Below are 16818 nucleotides of genomic sequence, written 5' to 3'. Positions count from 1 at the left end.
AAAGGCGTCATGAGACCCACAGCCAAGGACCTCGCGGAAGCCGCAGGTGTCAGTCTTGCCACGGTGGACCGTGTGCTGAACGATCGGCCGAATGTCAGCGCGAAGGCGGCGCGGAAGGTGAACGAGGCGATCGAGCGGATCGGCTTCGTGCGCAATCCGGCGGCCGTCAATCTCGCACGCAACCGCATCTATCGCTTCCGCTTCGTCCTGCCGCTCGCGGGCGATCAGTATCTCCAACGGATCCTGCGGGAGGTGAGGGAGGCGCACGAGGCACTCCGCTCCGATCTCACCGACATCGATCTCGTGCAGATGCCGATGTCCGATCCGCATGCGGTCGCGAGGTATCTCTCCGGCCTTGAGCCGGGCGAACTCGACGGTGTCGCGATCATGGCGCCGGAATCGCCGCAGGTTCGCGACGCCATGGCCCGGCTGATCGAGCGCGGCATCAAGGTCGTTCAATTTCTTTCAGGTCACGAAAAGCTGCCGGCGGCGGATTTCGTCGGCGTGAACAATTTCGCCGCCGGCGCCACGGCGGGAAAGCTGGTCGGCCGGTTTCTCGCGAGCACTCCGGGAAAAATCATGGTCGTGGCAGAAACCATGATGGCGCAGGACAGCATAGAGCGCAGGCTGGGCTTCGACAGGATCATCCACGACCAGTTCCCGCACCTCGTCCCCTTGCCTTCGGTGGAAACCTATGGCGACGAACGTCGCGCCGGCCTCGTGATCCGCAGGATGCTGGAACACAACCCGGATATTGAAGCCGTCTACGTGCTGAGCGCCGAGGCAAGGGTACCGGTCTCCGCCATCGAGGCGGTCACCGACCCGCGGCCGTTGACCGTGGTCGTCCACGAGCTCACGCCCTTCAGCGAGGAAGCGCTCCGTGACGACAGGATCGATGCCGTCATCGCCCAGGACCCTGGCCATGCCGTCAGAAGCGCGACCCGCATCATGCGCGCGCGCCTGGAACAGCGCGAACCCATTGTGTCGCAGGAACGGATACGCATCGAGATCCTGCTGAAGGAAAATCTCTGAGACGCGCCGGAAGCAAGCGGGGTCGCTTCCGGCAGAGTGCGCAATCCTGAGCGAATAGAACCAGGCGCTCGTGGGTGTATGCCCGCTGCGGCGAATGAGAAACGCATCGATGGAACACCCGCAGACAGGCGCAACGGCGGCGGATGGTTCGCCGACCTACTTCGTCTCCAGCCCGTTGAGTCTCGCGATGAAGTCGGCGAGGTGCGGAACGTAGTCTTCCGGTCCGCCGCCGCCGCCGGCGACCGCGACCGCATAGGAGTTCTTGGTCGCGCTGGCGAGCGGCGTCGCGACGGTCGCCGCATTCGCCATGGATTCCAGGTATTTCAGATCCTTGTAGGCGTTCGACAACGTGAACCGGTGCGCTTCCCTGTTGCCTTCGAGGACATAGCCCATGAAGGTCTGGTAGAAGCCGCTGTCCATGCGGCCTCCGCGGATCACGCTGTCGAACCGGTCGACCGAGATCCCCACCTTGCGTGACAGCGCTATCGCTTCCGCGAAAAGCGCCCCCATGCCAAGGGCGATGAAGTTGTTCAGCAGCTTCATCCGGTGACCGTCGGCGATGCCGCCGATGTGAACGATCTTCCCGGCCCAGGTCGCAATCACCGGCCGGATTCGTGCGAAGATATCATCATCGGCGCCGACCATCGCATCGAGCGTGCCTTCCCAGGCTTCCTTCGGCGTTCGGCTCAAGGGGGCGTCGGCGAAATGGACACCGAGCGCCTTCAGTTCCTCCGCCAGCCGGGCGGTGACGCTGGGGTCTCCCGTCGAACAGTCGACGATGACCGCGCCACGGCCAAGCTTCGGCTTCATGGCGTTGACGACGGCCTCGACCTCTCTCGAACTGGTGAGGCAGAGAAAGACGATGGTGGACGCGGCTGCGAGCTCCTCGAGCGACTTAGCTTCCGTCGCGCCGCGGGCAACGAGGTCTTCGATCGGCTTGCGGTTCCGGTGGGCGATGACCGTCAAGGGATAGCCCTTTTCGACGATGTTCTTGGCCATGCCGTGGCCCATGAGGCCGACCCCGACGAAGCCCACCGTTTCATTTGCCGTCGTGTTCATAGTTTTCTCCTGGAAATGTATCGAAAATCGGGTTTGCTGATCGGCTCGGCCGGTCAGGGAAGGGCGAAGCGTCGGCGCAGATCCGCGACCTGCTCGGGTGTGAGAACGCGCTTGGCGTGGTTCTGCAGCATCAGGAAGAGTTTTGCCGTCTCTTCCAGCTCTTCCGTTGCATACTGCGCGTTGGCGAGACTGGTCCCGGCGACGACCGGTCCATGATTGGCGAGCAGCATGGCGTGGTGGCGGCTGGCGAGGCTGCGCACCGCCTCGGCGAGTGCCTGATCGCCGGGCGCGTAATAGGGAACGAGTGGCAGGCGCCCGACGCGCATGACGTAATAGGCGGTCAGGGCCGGCAGCACGTCTTCCGGGTCGACATCGGCCATGATGCTGACAGCCGTCGAATGGGTCGAATGGAGGTGCACGACGGCACCGGCATCCGCACGCTCGCCGTACATCGAAAAATGCAGGAACGCTTCCTTCGTCGGCGCGTCTCCATCGATGAAACGGCCCTCCGCGTCGAACAGGGATAGGCGGGACGGGTCGAGATTGCCGAGCGAGGCATTGGTCGGCGTCATCAGCCAGCCGCCGTCGGCCGTCCGGACCGAGATATTGCCGGTCGATCCTGAGGTCAGCCCCCTTTGAAACAGCGACTGTCCGACGCGGCACACTTCGTCACGCAGACGGTTGAGATCATGCATCTTCGGTCTCCGCTTCCAGCAATTCCCAGGCCTTCAGGAAGAAGTCCGTGGCACCGAAATTTCCCGATTTGAGCGCCAGTGCGAGATCGGGACCCGAAATGCTGCGCGTCCACGGCACGCCCGGGTCGATCTCCGGCCCGATCAGCAGGACCTTGACACCGAGCGCCTCGACGATCGCGCCGGACGTCTCCCCGCCGGCGACGAGAAAGCGGGAGAAACCGGCGCCCGCGAGGCGACGCGCGACGTCCGCCAAGGTTCTTTCCACCAGGGCGCCGGACTCGTGGCGTCCCATCCGCGTCTGGATCTCGGCCAGTTCGTCGGGACCGGCGCTGGAGTAGATCAGCGGCGGTCGATCGGCCGGCATGTTGATCGCCCACTGGGCGAGATCAGCGGCCGTCTGTCGCCCATCCGCGACGACGGCGATGTCGAGCCGCAGCACGGGCAGCCCGGCCGCTTTCGCCGCCTCGATCTGGCCGCGCGTCGCCGCCGAGCACGAGCCGGCGAGAATGGCCGCGCGGCCCGCCGGGGCCGCCATCCGGGCCTCCTGCGGCGGCGGAACGAATCCGCGCGTCTGCCTGAAATTCTCCGGCAAGCCCATGGCGACGCCGGAACCGCCCGTCACGAGCTTCATCCCGGCGCAGGCCTTGCCAATGGTCCTGAGATCGGCATCGCTCAGCGTGTCGACGATCAATATGCGCTTGCCGACGGCGTATTGCTCGGCGAAGGCGGCCTTCACGGCGTCGGGACCCTTCGCGATGGTCTCGGCCTGCACGAGACCCACCGGCCGGCTGCATTGCCGCTGCAGCACACGGACGAGGTCCGGATCGCGCATCGGGGTCAGCGGATGATCCTTGAGCGGACTTTCCGAGAGCAGCCTGTCTCCGACGAAGAGGTGCCCCTTGTAGACCGTGCGCCCGGCGGCCGGAAACGACGGACAGGCGATCGTCACCGGCGCGCCGGTCAGATCCTGCAGCGCTTCGGCGACCGGCCCGATATTGCCGGCATCCGTCGAATCGAATGTCGAACAGTATTTGAAGATGAGCTGTTCGGCGCCGGCGGCCAGAAGGGCGCGGGCGGAGGTACACGACATTTCGACCGCCTCTGCGGCCGGGATCGTGCGCGATTTCAGGGCAACGACGACGGCATCCGCATCGGAAAACGCGACATCATCAGTGGGCACGCCGATCACCTGGATCGTGCGCATGCCCTCGCGAGAGAGCATGAGGCACAGGTCCGTGGCCCCGGTGATGTCGTCGGCAACAGCGCCAATCAGCAATTCTTCCTCCCAGATATGGCCGCGGCCGGTCGGCCGCGGGCCGGCCCTCCGGAAACGCATCGAAGCCGTTGATCTTCTGGCGAAAATAAGGGCTTGCAATGGAATTCGCAGATGGGCTAACCATGTAGTGGCAACGCTATCATTACTTTTCCGGGAGAGGAAAAGCAAGCGCCTGCGGAGCGGCATGATGACGACGGATCGGAAGGTGTTTTCATAGATGAGCAATCAAACGGGTTTGAAAGTCTGCGTCGTCGGGCTCGGGTCCATGGGAATGGGGGTCGCCACCTCGCTGCTGCGCGCCGGCTTCGAGACGACCGGCTGCGACGTCAGCGCGGCCGCAATGACGCGCTTTGCCGAGGCCGGCGGAAAGGCGAACGGCGACCCGGCCAAGGCGGCCGACGGCGCGGATGTCGTCATCACCGTCGTCGTCAACGCGAACCAGACGGAAACCGTCCTCTTTGGCGACCACGGTGTGGTTGCGGCGATGGCGAAGGGCGGCGTCGTGCTCTCCTTCGCCACGATGGGGCCGGACATGGCACGCGGCTTCGAAGAGCGTGTGCAGGCGCAGGGGCGCGACTATATCGACGCGCCGATCAGCGGCGGCGCCGGCAAGGCCGCCGCGGGCCAGCTGACGATCATGGCATCGGGCCGGCCGGAGGCCTTCGACAAGGTTCGCCCGGCGCTCGACGCCATCGCGCAGAAGGTCTACGAGCTGGGGGATCGGGCCGGAATCGGCGCTTCGTTCAAGATTGTCAATCAGTTGCTGGCCGGCGTTCACATAGCCGCTGCCTGCGAAGCCATCACTTTCGCCAAGGCTCTGGGCCTCGACATAGACAAGGTCTACGAAGTCATCACCGCGTCTGCCGGCAACTCCTGGATGTTCGAAAATCGCGTGCCGCATATCCTCGAGGGCGATTACGCGCCGCGGAGCGCGATCGATATCTTCACGAAGGATCTGGGGATCGTTTCCGATATCGGGCGGGACCTGAAGTTCCCGCTGTCGATCGCCTCGACGGCCCTGCAGATGTTCATCATGACGTCGGCCGCCGGCATGGGGCGTGACGACGACGCCTCGGTTGCCCGCCTGCTGGCGCAGGTCGCCGGACTGAAACTGCCCGAAGCGCCGGGGAGGCAGTGAGCATGCCACGCTTTGCCGCAAATCTGACCATGATGTTCAACGAGGCCGGATTTCTCGACCGGTTCGCGGCTGCCGCTGCCGCCGGTTTCGAGGCGGTCGAGTTTCTATTCCCTTACGACTTCGAGCCGGACGTCATCCGCGCGCGGCTGGACGCCGCCGGCCTGACCCAGGCGCTGTTCAATCTCCCGCCTGGGAACTGGGCGGGCGGAGAACGTGGACTGGCTGCGCTGCCAGGAAGGGAAGGGGAGTTCCGCCAATCCGTGGAGACGGCATTGCGCTATGCGCGCGCGACCGGTGTCGGGCGGCTGCATGTGATGAGCGGGCTCGCCGATCGTTCGGACGCGAAGGCTCGCGCCACGTACCGTTCCTCGCTGGCGTTCGCCTGCGACAAAGCCGGGGAGGCGGGTCTCGACGTGCTGATCGAGCCGATCAACCCGCGCGACATGCCGGGCTATTTCCTCAATGATTTCAATTTTGCCGCGGACCTCATCGCCGATATGGCCCGTCCCAATCTCAAGCTGCAGTTCGACATCTACCATCGCCAGATCATCCATGGCGACGTGATCCGTGGGCTACGTGAGTTGATGCCGATCATCGGCCACATCCAGATCGCCTCGGTGCCTGCACGCAACGAACCGGGAACCGGAGAACTCAATGATTTCCGGGTTCTGCGGGAGCTCGATGCGCTCGGCTATGCCGGCTATGTCGGCTGTGAATACCGCCCGGCGGGCGAAACCGTCGCCGGGCTCGGCTGGCTGAAGGCGTTCGCCGGCTGACCCGGCGGGGGCTGGAGGCAAGTCTTGGAGGCGGGTCCCGGACCCGCCTGCCGTCCTCAGATTTTCCCGAGATCCTCGTAGCTCTGATGCAGCGCCCAGTCGCCTGCGCAGAAGCGTTCCTTCGCGAAATTGTGCTGGTGCCAATAGGGATAGAGGTAGGGGAGCCGGCTGACGGCATTCAGGCGTTCCAGTTCCTGAATGCTCAGCTCCAGGTCGACCGCGGCGATGTTGTCGCGGAAATGCTGTTCGGTCAGCCCGCCGACAACGACGGAGGCAATCGCCGGTCGTGACAGCGTCCAGGCGAGTGCGACCTGTGCCGGCGTGGCGCCTCTTGCCTCGGCGATCTCGACCAGAACGTCGACGATGGTCCACAGGCGCTCTTTGTCGCGGATGGGAGGTTCGCTCCACCCGGCCGCCTGGCGCGAATCGGAAGGCGTCCGATCGCGGCGGAACGCGCCTGAAAGAAGGCCGGCCGCAAGCGGGCTCCAGACCATGACGCCGAGGCCCTGATCCACGGAAATCGGCAGGAGCTCGTATTCCGCCTCCCGCGCTTCCAGCGTGTAGTGGATCTGCTGCGTGACGAAGCGGGGATAACTCTTGATATCCGCAATCCCCAGCACCTTCATGATGTGCCAGCCGGAATAGTTCGAGCAACCGACATAGCGGACCTTTCCCTGACTGACCAACGTGTCCAGCGCCGAGAGCATTTCTTCGGCCGGGGTAAGTCCGTCCCATTCGTGCATGAAATAGATGTCGATGTGGTCGGTTCGCAGGCGCTTCAGGCTCCGCTCGCATTCGCGGATGAGGTGATAGCGTGACACGCCTTCGTCGTTGGGGCCGTCCCCGATCCGCATTCGCGCCTTGCTGGAGACGAGAACCTTGTCGCGACGTCCTTCGAGGACCTCGCCGAGAATTTCCTCCGAACGTCCGGCGGAATACATGTTGGCGGTGTCGAAGAGATTGATGCCGCCGTCGATGCAGGTATCGACCAGCCGTTGCGCCTCCTTGACGCCCTGGCTTGCGACCATGGCGAAATCGCCCTTGCCGCCGAACGAGAAGGTACCCATGCTCACCGCCGAGACCTTGAGGCCAGAGCGGCCGAGTTGCCGATATTCCATGTTCTACTCCTTGGCTTGACGCTGCCCGGGACGCCGCCCCGCAGCCTTGATATCGTGGTCTGGAAGAGCGGAAACCGTCGCCTTCATCGCTGGGGCGCGCCTGCCGAAAGCTGCTCCCTGACGTGCCGCATGCCGAGTTCGGGGCTGGTCAGCACCGGCACTCCGCCCGGCTCGGGGCCGAGAGGGGCGCGCGCATTTGCCATCGACGCCTGGGCGAGGACGATCAGGTCGACCTTCGGCGCGAGCCGCCGGAAACCGTCGACCACAATGGCATCGTGTCCCTCGCGGTCGCCGGCTGACAGGCGCTGGAACGCTCCCTCGCACAGCTCCTCCGTCACGCGGCAATCGGCGCGCCCGGTATCGGCTGCGCCCCTCCTGATGACGTCGCCGGTGGGGCCGAGCGTCGTCGGCAACGTAGCCAGGACGCCGATCCGCGACGATTTCGACACCGCTTCGAGGGCCATGCCCGTGTCGATGCGGAAGAGTGGCACGGGGCAAAGGTGTCGCGCGGCATCAACGGCCGGACCGAGCGAGGAGCAGGTGACGAGAACGGCATCGGCACCACCATCGACGGCCGACCAGACGTACTGCGCCAGGCGCCGCATCGTCGCTTTCGAGAGGCTGCCCTCCCGGATCGTATTCCTCAGCAGGCTTTCATCGAGAATGTTGAAGGGCTCCCAGCCGTCCAGTTCACGTCTGGCAAGCGCGTCCAGCGTCGGCACGAGGCCTGCGACCGTGTGAATCATGGCGATGGACATGGCGGCCTTTGTCGCGTCGGGCATCAACGGGCTCTCCGGTTCGATTTCTCGCCTGCGATCAGGCTCGAGCAGACTTTGAAATGACAGCGCTGCCATACTATCGCCCGTCTTCGGATGAACGCAACATCCAAAAAGCGCCGTATCTCCACTATCTTCGACGAATTGCGGGAATCCGCAGATGAAATGCGAATATCCGCAAATCGTAAAATGCCGGTTGACAAAATCCGGGAACTGAACGAGACAATGACAGCGCTGCCATTCAATGGCCGTTCTACCGTCAGTTCTCGACCGGAGAATAGGTGGATGGGACGGCCGAAGGGGTTGAGGAGCCCCTTGGGTCGAGGCGGCAGCGCACCGGAGCAATTTTTGGGAGGAATGAGAAATGCTTGCGACCGATCAGCACCAAACCGCGTCCGGATCGCTGCATTCCCGCCTGCTGACCGAAGCCGGCAGGCTGTTCCAGGTGCGTGAGTTCAACGTCCTGATCGCGCTGGTCGTGGTCGGGGCCCTGATCAGCCTCTATACGCCCTACTTCTTCACGACGAACAACCTGATGGGCGTGTTCCGCGCCTTTTCGCTGACGGCGATCATGGGCATCGGCATGGTCATGGTCATCATCACCGGCGGCATCGACCTGTCGGTCGGCTCGGCCATGGGGCTTGCCTCGCTCGTAACCGCTCTCTGCTTCAGCGCGGGTTACCCGACCGAGATCTGCGTTGCCGCCGGTCTGGGCGTCGGCCTGGTTTTCGGCCTCTGCAACGGCCTCCTGATCACCTTTATCGGTTTGCCGCCGTTCATCGCGACCCTTGGAACACTGAGCATCGGGCGCGGGCTGATGTACATGATCACCCGGGGCGTGCCGGTGACGCCCGAGACGCCGGAGGGTTTTTCCGTCCTCGGGCAGGGGTATCTCGGCCCCGTGCCGGTGCCGGTCATCATCATGGTTGTCCTGATGCTGTTCTTCGCGGTCATCATGCGCCGCACCCGCTTCGGCCGGCACGTCTATGCGACGGGTGGGAACGAGCACGCCGCGCGGCTGAGCGGCGTCAAGGTCGACCGCATCAAGCTGTCGGTCTATGTCCTGTCGTCAACGATTGCCGCATTGGCCGGCGTCATCGGTTTCTCCCGCTATCTCTCGGCCGAGCCGGCTTCCGGCTTCGGGTCCGAGCTTGATGTCATCGCCGCCGCCGCGATCGGCGGAGCGAGTCTGGCCGGCGGGGCAGGGAGCGTGACCGGCGCGGTCATCGGCGCGGCGCTCGTCGGCGTGATCGCCAACGGCGTCGTGCTGCTCAACATCAATACCTATGCGCAACAGGCCATCACCGGCGGCGTCATCCTGATCGCCGTGAGCCTCGACGTGCTGCGGAGCAGGATCATGGGAGGAAAAAACTGAGCCAAGACGAATGAGCATGCCGAACATCTAAGTCAATCACGAAGAATCCAGGCTCGAGGAGAGCTTGTTGAGGAGGAGGATTTCATGCGTGTACTTTTCAATTCCGCTCGTGCGGCGATCCTGACGATGTCGCTGCTGGCAACGGGTGCAGCCTTTGCCAAGGACAAGGCCGACATCACCGTCGCCGTCGTTCCGAAGGTTGCCGTCCCGTTCTTCGACGACTGCAACACCGGTGCGAAGGAAGCTGCCGACAAGCTCGGCGTGCAGTATCAGTGGGTTGTTCCGCAGAACACCCAGGGTTCGACGCAGGTCAAGATCATCGAGGACCTGATCGCGCGGCATGTCGACGGGATCGCGATTTCCGTGAACGAGCCGAAGTCCGTCGAAGGCATCATCAAGCAGGCCGTCGATGCCGGCATTGCCGTTCTCACCTTCGACAGCGACAGCGCCAACAGCGGCCGCAGCATGTACATCGGCACGATCAATGAAGCCGCTGGCGAAACCATGGGCAAGGCGATGGCGGAAGCCATCGGCGGCGAGGGCAAGGTGGCGATCGTCACCGGTCAGCTCGGCGCATCGAACCTGAACGAGCGCATCGCCGGCGTGAAGAAGGCACTCGAAGCCTATCCTAAGATCACCATCGCCGCCACCGAAGGCACCGAGGACGATCTCGCTCGCGGGGTGTCGGTGACGGAAGCACTGCTTCGCGCCAACCCGGACCTCAAGGGCATCTTCGGTATCAGCCAGGTCGGCGGTCCCGCGGTCGCCAAGGTTCTCGCCGAGAAGGAATTCTCCGATCGCAAGGGTGTGCTGAAGGTGTTTGCCTTCGACGACCTGCCGGACACGGTCAAGGGCGTCAAGGACGGCTTCATCGACGGCATCATGGTTCAGCGTCCGGTGACGATGGGACGTCTGGCGGTCGAGCACCTGGTGGCGCAGATCACCGGCGAGGAGAAGAACCCGGCCGATGTCGATACCGGCGTCACCGTCGTCACGGCCGACAATCTGGGCAGCTACACGAAGTAACACCTGCAGAACCTGGGTGCGGGAGCCGACTGCTTCCGCATCCATTCACACCGGAGCGGGATTCGAGCAGACCATGACCCCATTTCTCGAAATGCGAAACATCTCAAAGACCTTTCCGGGCGTGAAGGCATTGAAAGGGGTCGATCTCACCCTCTATCGCGGACAGGTTCATGCCATCGCGGGCGAGAACGGGGCGGGAAAAAGCACGCTGATGAAGATCATGACCGGCGTGCAGCGCTGTGATCCCGGCGGTACGATTGCGGTCGAAGGCGAGGACGTCGTGATCTCCGATCCGGTGCATGCCCGATCCCTCGGCATATCGATCATCTACCAGGAGCTCGCGGTCGTCGATAATCTGTCGATTGCGGAGAACATCTTCCTCGCCCGCGAACCGGTGAATGCGGCCAGGCTGATCGACCGGCGGAAGATGAATGCGGCCGCCGCCGCCGTTCTCGCCGAACTCGACATGAAACTCAATCCGGCGATGCTGGTCGGCGATCTCAGCATCGGACAAAAGCAGATGGTCGAGATCGCCCGCGCGATCTCCTATCAGTCGAAACTCATCATCATGGACGAACCGACCGCCTCGCTCAGCCATCACGAGGCGACCGTCCTGCTGCGCATGGTCAAGAAGCTCGCCGCGCAGGGGATCGGTATCGTCTACATCTCGCATCGGCTCGAGGAGATCTTCGAGATCGCCGACACGGTGACCGTCATGCGCGACGGCGAGACCGTGGACTCCCGGCCCGTCGGCGAAATGACGCGCGATCTTCTGGTGCGCAAGATGGTCGATCGCGAACTGTCGCAGTTCTTCGGCGAACACGTCTCCCATGCCACCGACGAAGTGCTGTTGTCCGTGCGCAATCTCGGCATGTATCGGCCAACGCATCATTCCGCCAATGTCAGGGATGTGAGCTTCGACCTGCACAGGGGTGAAATCCTCGGCTTCTTCGGACTCATCGGAGCGGGTCGCACGGAGGTCATGGAAATGATCTTCGGCAGCCGGGCCTATGTCGGCGAGATCCTGATCGATGGCAAGCCGGTCAGGATGAGCGACCCTTCGGTTGCGATCAGCGAAGGTCTCGGCTTCGTGACCGAGGACCGCAAGGGGCAGGGGCTCGTGCTCGACATATCGGTCCGCGAGAATTTCAGCCTCACGCATCTCTCGGACTATTGCCGGCTCGATTTCGTGGATCGCGGCCGGGAGACGAAGCGCTGCCGGGAGTTCATCCAGGCGCTCGGGATCAAGACGCCGAGCCCGGAACAGAAGGTCGTCAATCTGTCGGGCGGCAACCAGCAGAAGGTCATCATCGCCAAATGGGTGGCCCGCAAGCCGCGCATTCTCATCGTCGACGAACCGACCCGCGGCATCGACGTCGGCGCGAAGGCCGAGGTCCACGCCCTGCTGAACAAGCTGGCTGAGGAAGGCATGTCGATCATCGTGGTCTCCTCCGACCTGCCGGAGATCCTCGCCATCAGCGACAGGGTGATCGTCCTCAGGGAGGGCCGCATCACCGGTGGCTTCAGCCACCAGGACGCCAGCCAGGAAAACGTGATGTTCGCCGCGACGGGCTGACCCCGCGGGCAGGCGACATCCCCTACAGCAATATCAGCAGCAATGGAGAATGAGATGAGCAAACGCATTATGTTCACCGGGGGAAGCGGCAAGGCTGGAAAGCATGTCGTCCAGTACCTCGTCGAACAGGGCCACCAGGTCCTGAACGTCGACACCAAGCCGCTCGACAATCCCAAGGTGCGCACGCTGATCACCGACATTACCGACAGCGGCCAGGTGTTCAATGCCTTCTCGAGCTACATGGGCCTGCACGAGTTCGACCCGTCACTGCGGACGCAGCCCGTGGATGCGGTCGTCCACTTTGCGGCGATCCCGCGGATCATGCTCACGCCGGACAACGAAATGTTCCGCATCAACACGATGGGAACCTACAACGTCATCGAGGCGGCGGTGAAGCTCGGGATCAAGAAGGTGATCATCGCCTCGTCGGAGACCACCTATGGTCTCGTTTTCGCCAACGAGCCCCGCCATCCGGTGCACTTCCCGCTGGAGGAGGATTACCCCGTCGACCCGATGGACAGCTATGCACTGTCGAAGATCTGCAACGAGAAGACCGCGCAGGCCTTCGCCCTGCGGTCGGGCGTCGACATCTATGCCATCCGCATCGGCAACGTGATCGAGCCGCACGAATACGAACTCTTCCCCAAATGGTTTGCCGATCCGGGCTTCCGCAAGAGAATTGCGTGGAGCTATATCGACGCGCGGGATCTCGGCCAGATCGTCGACCTCGCCGTTCACAAGGACGGGCTCGGCTTCGAGGTGTTCAACGCCGCCAACGACGAAACCTCTTCCGACCTCCCGACGCAGGAACTGATCGACCGCTTCTATCCGGGCGTAAAGGTCACGCGTCCGATGGGAGAATACGAAAGCCTGCTGTCGAATCGCAAGGCACGCGAGATCCTCGGCTTCCGGGAGCAGCACTCGTGGCGGAAATACGTCGGACAGAAGTGATGCGTATTCGCCGTTCGCGCCACGGCCTCTTGTGAAACAAGTCGTCCGGCGCTCTTCGCAGCGTCGGACGACTTGGTATAAAGGTTCGAAGGGAACGAATGGTTGGAAACAGCCGACAGGTCTTCTTGAACCGGCACTGGAGCACAAAGAATGGGAGAAGTTACGCAACCAAGGCTGCGTCTGCCCGACAGGAAGAGCAAGGTCACCGTCAAGGACGTCGCGCAGCGTGCCGGTGTGGGCGAATCGACCGTCTCACGCATCATGCGCAACAAGGGGCCGGTCGCGGAAGAAACCCGAAAGCGGGTGATGGAAGCGGTCAGAGCCACCGGCTACGTGCCGAACAGGATCGCCGGCTCGCTGGCCTCGCTCGATTCCCATCTCGTCGGCGTCGTCATTCCGTCGCTCTCGAACATCGTCTTTCCCGAAGTGCTTCAGGGCATCCACGCCGCGCTGCGGGACAGCGAGAACCAGCCGGTCATCAGCGTTACCGAATATGACATGGACCGTGAGGAAGCGGTCGTTCGCGGGCTCTTGTCCTGGAAACCGAGCGCAATCCTGATCGCCGGCTTCGAACATACCGATGCGACGCGTCGCATGCTCATTCAAAGCGATATCCGCGTCGTGGAAATGATGGATATCGATGCGGTGCCGATCGATATCGCCGTCGGCATGTCGCACCGGCGGGCCGGATACGCCACCGGGCGCTATCTTGTCGGGCGCGGCTATCGCCGCTTCGGCTATGCCGGCCACGACTGGACGGCGGACCGGCGGGCGCGTCTTCGCTACGACGGCCTTGTCGATGCCCTGCGGGACGCCGGCCTGACGATCACGGCGGAAGCCGTGGCGGAAGCGCCGAGCTCCGTCGGCGTCGGCAAGGAGATGACGGCACGGCTCTGTGCCGAGCATCCGGAACTCGATGTTATCGTCTATTCCAACGACGACATGGCGGTCGGCGGCATCTTTCACTGCATGGCCGCGAATATCTCGATCCCGGACCGGCTGGCGATTTTCGGCTTCAACGGCCTCGATATCGGCCGCGAATTGCCGCAGCCGCTTTCAACGATCCGCTCGAACCGTTTTCTCATTGGCCGCACTGCGGTCGAGAAGGCGTTCGAGTCGGCGCAGCGCCCGCCGGAACCCTCGGTTTTCGACACCGGCTTCGAGGTGTTCGCCGGCGCGACCGCGTGATACGGCCGGTGAGGGCTCTCTGGCCAGCGCTCCACTGTCCCCCTCATCGCTGGTCGAGGCCCTCGGCCAGATGCACAAGGCCGATGAATTCCGACCGGTAGCCGTAGGGGTCCGGGCCACGCGATGCCGACGCGAGATCTGCGATTGCCTGGTAGGAGTAGGAGTCTGGGAGGGCGACGCGCCGCAGTTTCTGGCCGAAGGCGGCGACGGCCACCGAGAAGCGAACGTCCTGCGGCGCGGCGTCGACCGAGGCGACGGTGTTCTTGTCGTCGACAGGCATGGTGACGAGGACGCTCCTTTCTTCGCCCGGCCGCTTGTAGCGCATCTTGAGGAAGGCAAGCTCCCCGCGATGCGCATCGCCTGATGTCTCTGCCGGAACGGTGCTGCTCGCGCCGTAACGCAGCTCGTCGTTCATGACGGCGGGACTTCCCTTGGGCGTAATCTCGTAGATCGCCGTGACGGTGTGGCCGGAACCGATGTCGCCGGCGTCCACACGGTCGTTGTTGAAGTCCTCGCGGTTGAGGGTCCGCGTTTCATAGCCGATCAGCCTGTACTCGGCGATCCGCTCCGGGTTGAATTCGACCTGAAACTTGACGTCCGTGGCGATCGGAAACAGCGTCGATCCGGCTTCCTCGACCAGCGTCTTCTGCGCCTCCGCCAGGGTATCGATATAGGCGGCGCTCCCATTGCCGTTCTGAGCAAGCGTCTGCATCAGGGAATCGTTGAGATTGCCGCGGCCGAAGCCGAGAACGGTCAGGAAGATGCCATCCTTGCGTTCCTCCTCGACCATGCGCTTCAGGTCTTCGTCGCTCGACGGCCCGACGTTGAAATCGCCATCCGTCGCCAGCATCACGCGATTGACGCCATCCTTGACGAAGGCTTGCCGCGCGAGATCGTAGGCCGCTTCGATCCCCTCGGCGCCGCCGGTGGAGCCTCCGGCCTCCAGCCGGTCGATTGCGGAGAGGATCTTTGATTTCTCCGCCGCGGGTGTCGGTTCGAGCACGATCCCGGCATTGCCGGCATAGGCGACGATCGAGACCGTGTCGTCGGCCTTCAGCCTGTTGACCAGGAGACGAAAGGCGCTCTTGAGCAGCGGCAGCTTGTCCGGCTCGTCCATCGAGCCCGACACGTCGATCAGGAACACCAGGTTGGCACGCGGCGTCGTTGCCGGCGCGCGGTCATAGCCCTTGATCGCCACGTGCATCAGTTCCGTGTCGTGGTTCCACGGGGTCGGCATCACCGTCACGGTCGCCCTGAAGGGCGCATCGGCACTTTCAGGACCGGGCCAGTCATACGGGAAATAGTTTATCATCTCCTCGACGCGAACCGACCGGGGATCGGGGATTGTCCCCCCGGTCAAGGACCGGCGAACGAAGGAATAGGACGCGCTGTCGACATCGGCGGAGAAGGTCGAAACCGGATCCGTCGCCACACTCTTGATTGGATTGTCATCGGCGTTGGCGAACCGCTCGCGATCCTGTTCGGGCTGAAACGCGCCGCTCTCGCCCATGGGTGGAACCGGGGCGAGGGCGGGTGCGCTCATACGAGCGGCCGACTGCGGCTTCGGGGATACGGCGCTCGATGCATGGGGTAGCAGGCGTTCGACCTCCCCGACATCCGCGGCCGGACCGTTCGTCTTGCCCGCAAGGGCGATGGCATCGGAGTCGCCACGCGCCGCCTCAGCCGCAGCAGATGGAAGGGATGTGGGCCGCTCCTCGTCCGTTGCGATCTTCTCCTGATCGATGACCGGCACGCCGTTACCGTTCATCTCGATCGTGAGATAGCCTGCGAGAGGAACGACGAGCAGCGTCGCAAGGGCTGAACCGGCGAGGAATTTCTTGTTCACGGCAGGACTCCATATCCAGTTGAAGATGGAGCTTTGACGCCGCCCTCCCGCATTTCCTTGGTCTGCCGGGACATGATTTCCCGCATCGTCGAAAGCCTGCATCGCTGCGGCAAGCGCCCGCGCCCGCGCCTCCGGATCGGGTGCCGGCGGTGTCTGGCGGGAGAGTTTTTCGAGTTCCTTGTCCAAGATCATACCTCTTCCTTGCCGAACATGGCCTTCAGCCTCTTGCGTGCCTCGTGGACGTGCCAGGAAACGGTGGCCTCCGAGCAACCCAGCGTATCGGCGGCGGCGGAATGGCTGAGGCCCTCGCCATAGACGAGCAGCACCGCCGCGCATTGACGTTCCGGCAGCGCGCGCACCGCCGCCCACAGCTCGGTCGAGACCTCGTCGTCGCCGCCCGTATTGTGCTGCGGTTCCGCGGTGTAGGCGCGAACCGTCTGCTGTTCTCGGGTGTGCTTGCGTCTATGGTCGCGGGCTGCGTTCAGCGTCAGCGTATAGAGCCATGTCCTGAACCGGCTGGCGCCGCGAAAGCTCCGGATGGCCGCGCCGAGCTTGACGCAGACCTCCTGGGCGATGTCGTCGGCATCGGTGGAACTGCCCGACCATCGCCATGCCATGGCGTGGACAAAATCATAGTGGCGCGAGACGAGCTGCCCGAAGGCCTCCCTGTCACCGCGCTGCGCCCGTTCTATGAGCTCTGCATCCAATTCCGCGTCCACCCCAAGCCGACCCGCAAACGTCTATTTTGGGAATGAGACGTTTGTCGGATGAATTTCCTTGGGCGGCATCGAAAAATTATCAGGAAATCTGAAAACCGATAGTGTCGCGGGACACAGGGCCGGATGGAGTCGATAGTTCCATAATGCTGATTATGCAATTTATGTTTACAGCTGGGGCAGATTCCATTTTCAAATGCAACGAAGAGAATAATGGTCGTAGTTTCAGGAGGATGGAATGGCCCGCTCTTTTGTGCAGTTGAGTATGGA

Annotated in this window: 15 protein-coding genes; 8 read left to right on the top strand and 7 right to left on the bottom strand. The window is 63.3% G+C overall.

The window, feature by feature from the left end; all coding sequences use genetic code 11:
• The first annotated feature begins 9 nt into the window (after window positions 1–9).
• Window positions 10–1032, top strand: a complete 1023-nt coding sequence (locus tag DFR48_RS21150; protein ID WP_114365202.1) for a LacI family DNA-binding transcriptional regulator — start codon at window positions 10–12, stop codon at window positions 1030–1032.
• Between the two features lie 156 nt (window positions 1033–1188).
• Here the strand turns inward: DFR48_RS21150 and DFR48_RS21145 are convergent, their stop codons facing one another.
• The 3 genes from DFR48_RS21145 to otnK are packed head-to-tail and all read right to left on the bottom strand — an operon-like array spanning window position 1189 to window position 4122.
• A complete protein-coding gene (locus DFR48_RS21145) occupies window positions 1189–2112 on the bottom strand; it encodes an NAD(P)-dependent oxidoreductase (protein WP_280956444.1) in 924 nt (307 codons plus the stop codon).
• Window positions 2113–2144: 32 nt separating this feature from the next.
• Window positions 2145–2786, bottom strand: coding sequence for a 3-oxo-tetronate 4-phosphate decarboxylase (gene otnC, locus DFR48_RS21140; protein ID WP_114365200.1), 642 nt, complete (start codon window positions 2784–2786; stop codon window positions 2145–2147).
• Complete coding sequence (otnK, locus tag DFR48_RS21135) at window positions 2779–4122, bottom strand: 3-oxo-tetronate kinase (RefSeq protein ID WP_245415681.1); 1344 nt, start codon at window positions 4120–4122, stop codon at window positions 2779–2781. The genes otnC and otnK overlap by 8 nt, the downstream gene beginning before the upstream one ends.
• A gap of 157 nt (window positions 4123–4279) precedes the next feature.
• Between otnK and ltnD the strand changes: the two genes are divergently transcribed.
• Both ltnD and otnI read left to right on the top strand, forming a co-directional pair.
• Window positions 4280–5200: an L-threonate dehydrogenase gene (gene ltnD / locus DFR48_RS21130; RefSeq protein ID WP_114365199.1), complete on the top strand. Its 921-nt coding sequence runs from the start codon at window positions 4280–4282 to the stop codon at window positions 5198–5200.
• Between the two features lie 2 nt (window positions 5201–5202).
• Window positions 5203–5976, top strand: coding sequence for a 2-oxo-tetronate isomerase (otnI, locus tag DFR48_RS21125; protein ID WP_114365198.1), 774 nt, complete (start codon window positions 5203–5205; stop codon window positions 5974–5976).
• Between the two features lie 56 nt (window positions 5977–6032).
• Here the strand turns inward: otnI and DFR48_RS21120 are convergent, their stop codons facing one another.
• Together DFR48_RS21120 and DFR48_RS21115 are read right to left on the bottom strand one after the other, a co-directional pair.
• Window positions 6033–7094 carry an aldo/keto reductase gene (locus DFR48_RS21120; protein WP_114365197.1) on the bottom strand — a complete coding sequence of 354 codons (1062 nt, stop codon included), beginning with the start codon at window positions 7092–7094 and terminating at the stop codon, window positions 6033–6035.
• 83 nt (window positions 7095–7177) lie between these two features.
• On the bottom strand, window positions 7178–7876 hold the full coding sequence (locus tag DFR48_RS21115) for an aspartate/glutamate racemase family protein (RefSeq protein WP_114365196.1): 699 nt from the start codon (window positions 7874–7876) through the stop codon (window positions 7178–7180).
• A 358-nt stretch (window positions 7877–8234) separates the two neighbouring features.
• On the opposite strand from DFR48_RS21115, the gene DFR48_RS21110 reads away from it, so the two are divergent.
• The 5 genes from DFR48_RS21110 to DFR48_RS21090 all read left to right on the top strand — a co-directional run bounded on the left by DFR48_RS21110 (window position 8235) and on the right by DFR48_RS21090 (window position 13986).
• On the top strand, window positions 8235–9245 hold the full coding sequence (locus DFR48_RS21110) for an ABC transporter permease (RefSeq protein ID WP_114365195.1): 1011 nt from the start codon (window positions 8235–8237) through the stop codon (window positions 9243–9245).
• An 84-nt stretch (window positions 9246–9329) separates the two neighbouring features.
• Window positions 9330–10271, top strand: a complete 942-nt coding sequence (locus DFR48_RS21105) for a sugar-binding protein (RefSeq protein ID WP_114365194.1) — start codon at window positions 9330–9332, stop codon at window positions 10269–10271.
• A 73-nt stretch (window positions 10272–10344) separates the two neighbouring features.
• Window positions 10345–11847, top strand: coding sequence for a sugar ABC transporter ATP-binding protein (locus DFR48_RS21100; protein ID WP_114365193.1), 1503 nt, complete (start codon window positions 10345–10347; stop codon window positions 11845–11847).
• Between the two features lie 54 nt (window positions 11848–11901).
• The gene (locus DFR48_RS21095; protein WP_114365192.1) at window positions 11902–12798 is read left to right on the top strand and encodes an NAD-dependent epimerase/dehydratase family protein; all 897 of its coding nucleotides are present in this window, start codon (window positions 11902–11904) and stop codon (window positions 12796–12798) included.
• Window positions 12799–12948: 150 nt separating this feature from the next.
• Complete coding sequence (locus DFR48_RS21090; RefSeq protein ID WP_114365191.1) at window positions 12949–13986, top strand: LacI family DNA-binding transcriptional regulator; 1038 nt, start codon at window positions 12949–12951, stop codon at window positions 13984–13986.
• 43 nt (window positions 13987–14029) lie between these two features.
• Here DFR48_RS21090 and DFR48_RS21085 read toward each other — a convergent pair whose 3' ends face one another.
• Both DFR48_RS21085 and DFR48_RS21080 read right to left on the bottom strand, forming a co-directional pair.
• Window positions 14030–16024, bottom strand: a complete 1995-nt coding sequence (locus DFR48_RS21085; protein WP_114365190.1) for a vWA domain-containing protein — start codon at window positions 16022–16024, stop codon at window positions 14030–14032.
• Window positions 16021–16539 (bottom strand): RNA polymerase sigma factor, encoded by a 519-nt coding sequence (locus DFR48_RS21080; protein ID WP_114365257.1) that lies wholly within the window; start codon window positions 16537–16539, stop codon window positions 16021–16023. Before DFR48_RS21080 ends, DFR48_RS21085 begins: the two co-directional genes overlap by 4 nt.
• Window positions 16540–16818 lie beyond the last annotated feature (279 nt).

This window comes from Ciceribacter lividus, assembly GCF_003337715.1.
Classification (GTDB): Bacteria; Pseudomonadota; Alphaproteobacteria; order Rhizobiales; family Rhizobiaceae; genus Allorhizobium; species Allorhizobium lividum.
The sequence above is the reverse complement of the archived record's forward strand: the minus strand, read 5'-3'. Positions and strand labels throughout refer to the sequence as shown.

Coding starts and splice junctions, on each gene's coding strand:
- DFR48_RS21150 (WP_114365202.1), top strand. CDS start 10: ATGAGACCCACAGCCAAGGACCTCGCGGAAGCCGCAGGTGTCAGTCTT.
- otnC (WP_114365200.1), bottom strand. CDS start 2,786: ATGCATGATCTCAACCGTCTGCGTGACGAAGTGTGCCGCGTCGGACAG.
- otnK (WP_245415681.1), bottom strand. CDS start 4,122: ATGCGTTTCCGGAGGGCCGGCCCGCGGCCGACCGGCCGCGGCCATATC.
- ltnD (WP_114365199.1), top strand. CDS start 4,280: ATGAGCAATCAAACGGGTTTGAAAGTCTGCGTCGTCGGGCTCGGGTCC.
- otnI (WP_114365198.1), top strand. CDS start 5,203: ATGCCACGCTTTGCCGCAAATCTGACCATGATGTTCAACGAGGCCGGA.
- DFR48_RS21120 (WP_114365197.1), bottom strand. CDS start 7,094: ATGGAATATCGGCAACTCGGCCGCTCTGGCCTCAAGGTCTCGGCGGTG.
- DFR48_RS21115 (WP_114365196.1), bottom strand. CDS start 7,876: ATGCCCGACGCGACAAAGGCCGCCATGTCCATCGCCATGATTCACACG.
- DFR48_RS21110 (WP_114365195.1), top strand. CDS start 8,235: ATGCTTGCGACCGATCAGCACCAAACCGCGTCCGGATCGCTGCATTCC.
- DFR48_RS21105 (WP_114365194.1), top strand. CDS start 9,330: ATGCGTGTACTTTTCAATTCCGCTCGTGCGGCGATCCTGACGATGTCG.
- DFR48_RS21100 (WP_114365193.1), top strand. CDS start 10,345: ATGACCCCATTTCTCGAAATGCGAAACATCTCAAAGACCTTTCCGGGC.
- DFR48_RS21095 (WP_114365192.1), top strand. CDS start 11,902: ATGAGCAAACGCATTATGTTCACCGGGGGAAGCGGCAAGGCTGGAAAG.
- DFR48_RS21090 (WP_114365191.1), top strand. CDS start 12,949: ATGGGAGAAGTTACGCAACCAAGGCTGCGTCTGCCCGACAGGAAGAGC.
- DFR48_RS21085 (WP_114365190.1), bottom strand. CDS start 16,024: ATGATCTTGGACAAGGAACTCGAAAAACTCTCCCGCCAGACACCGCCG.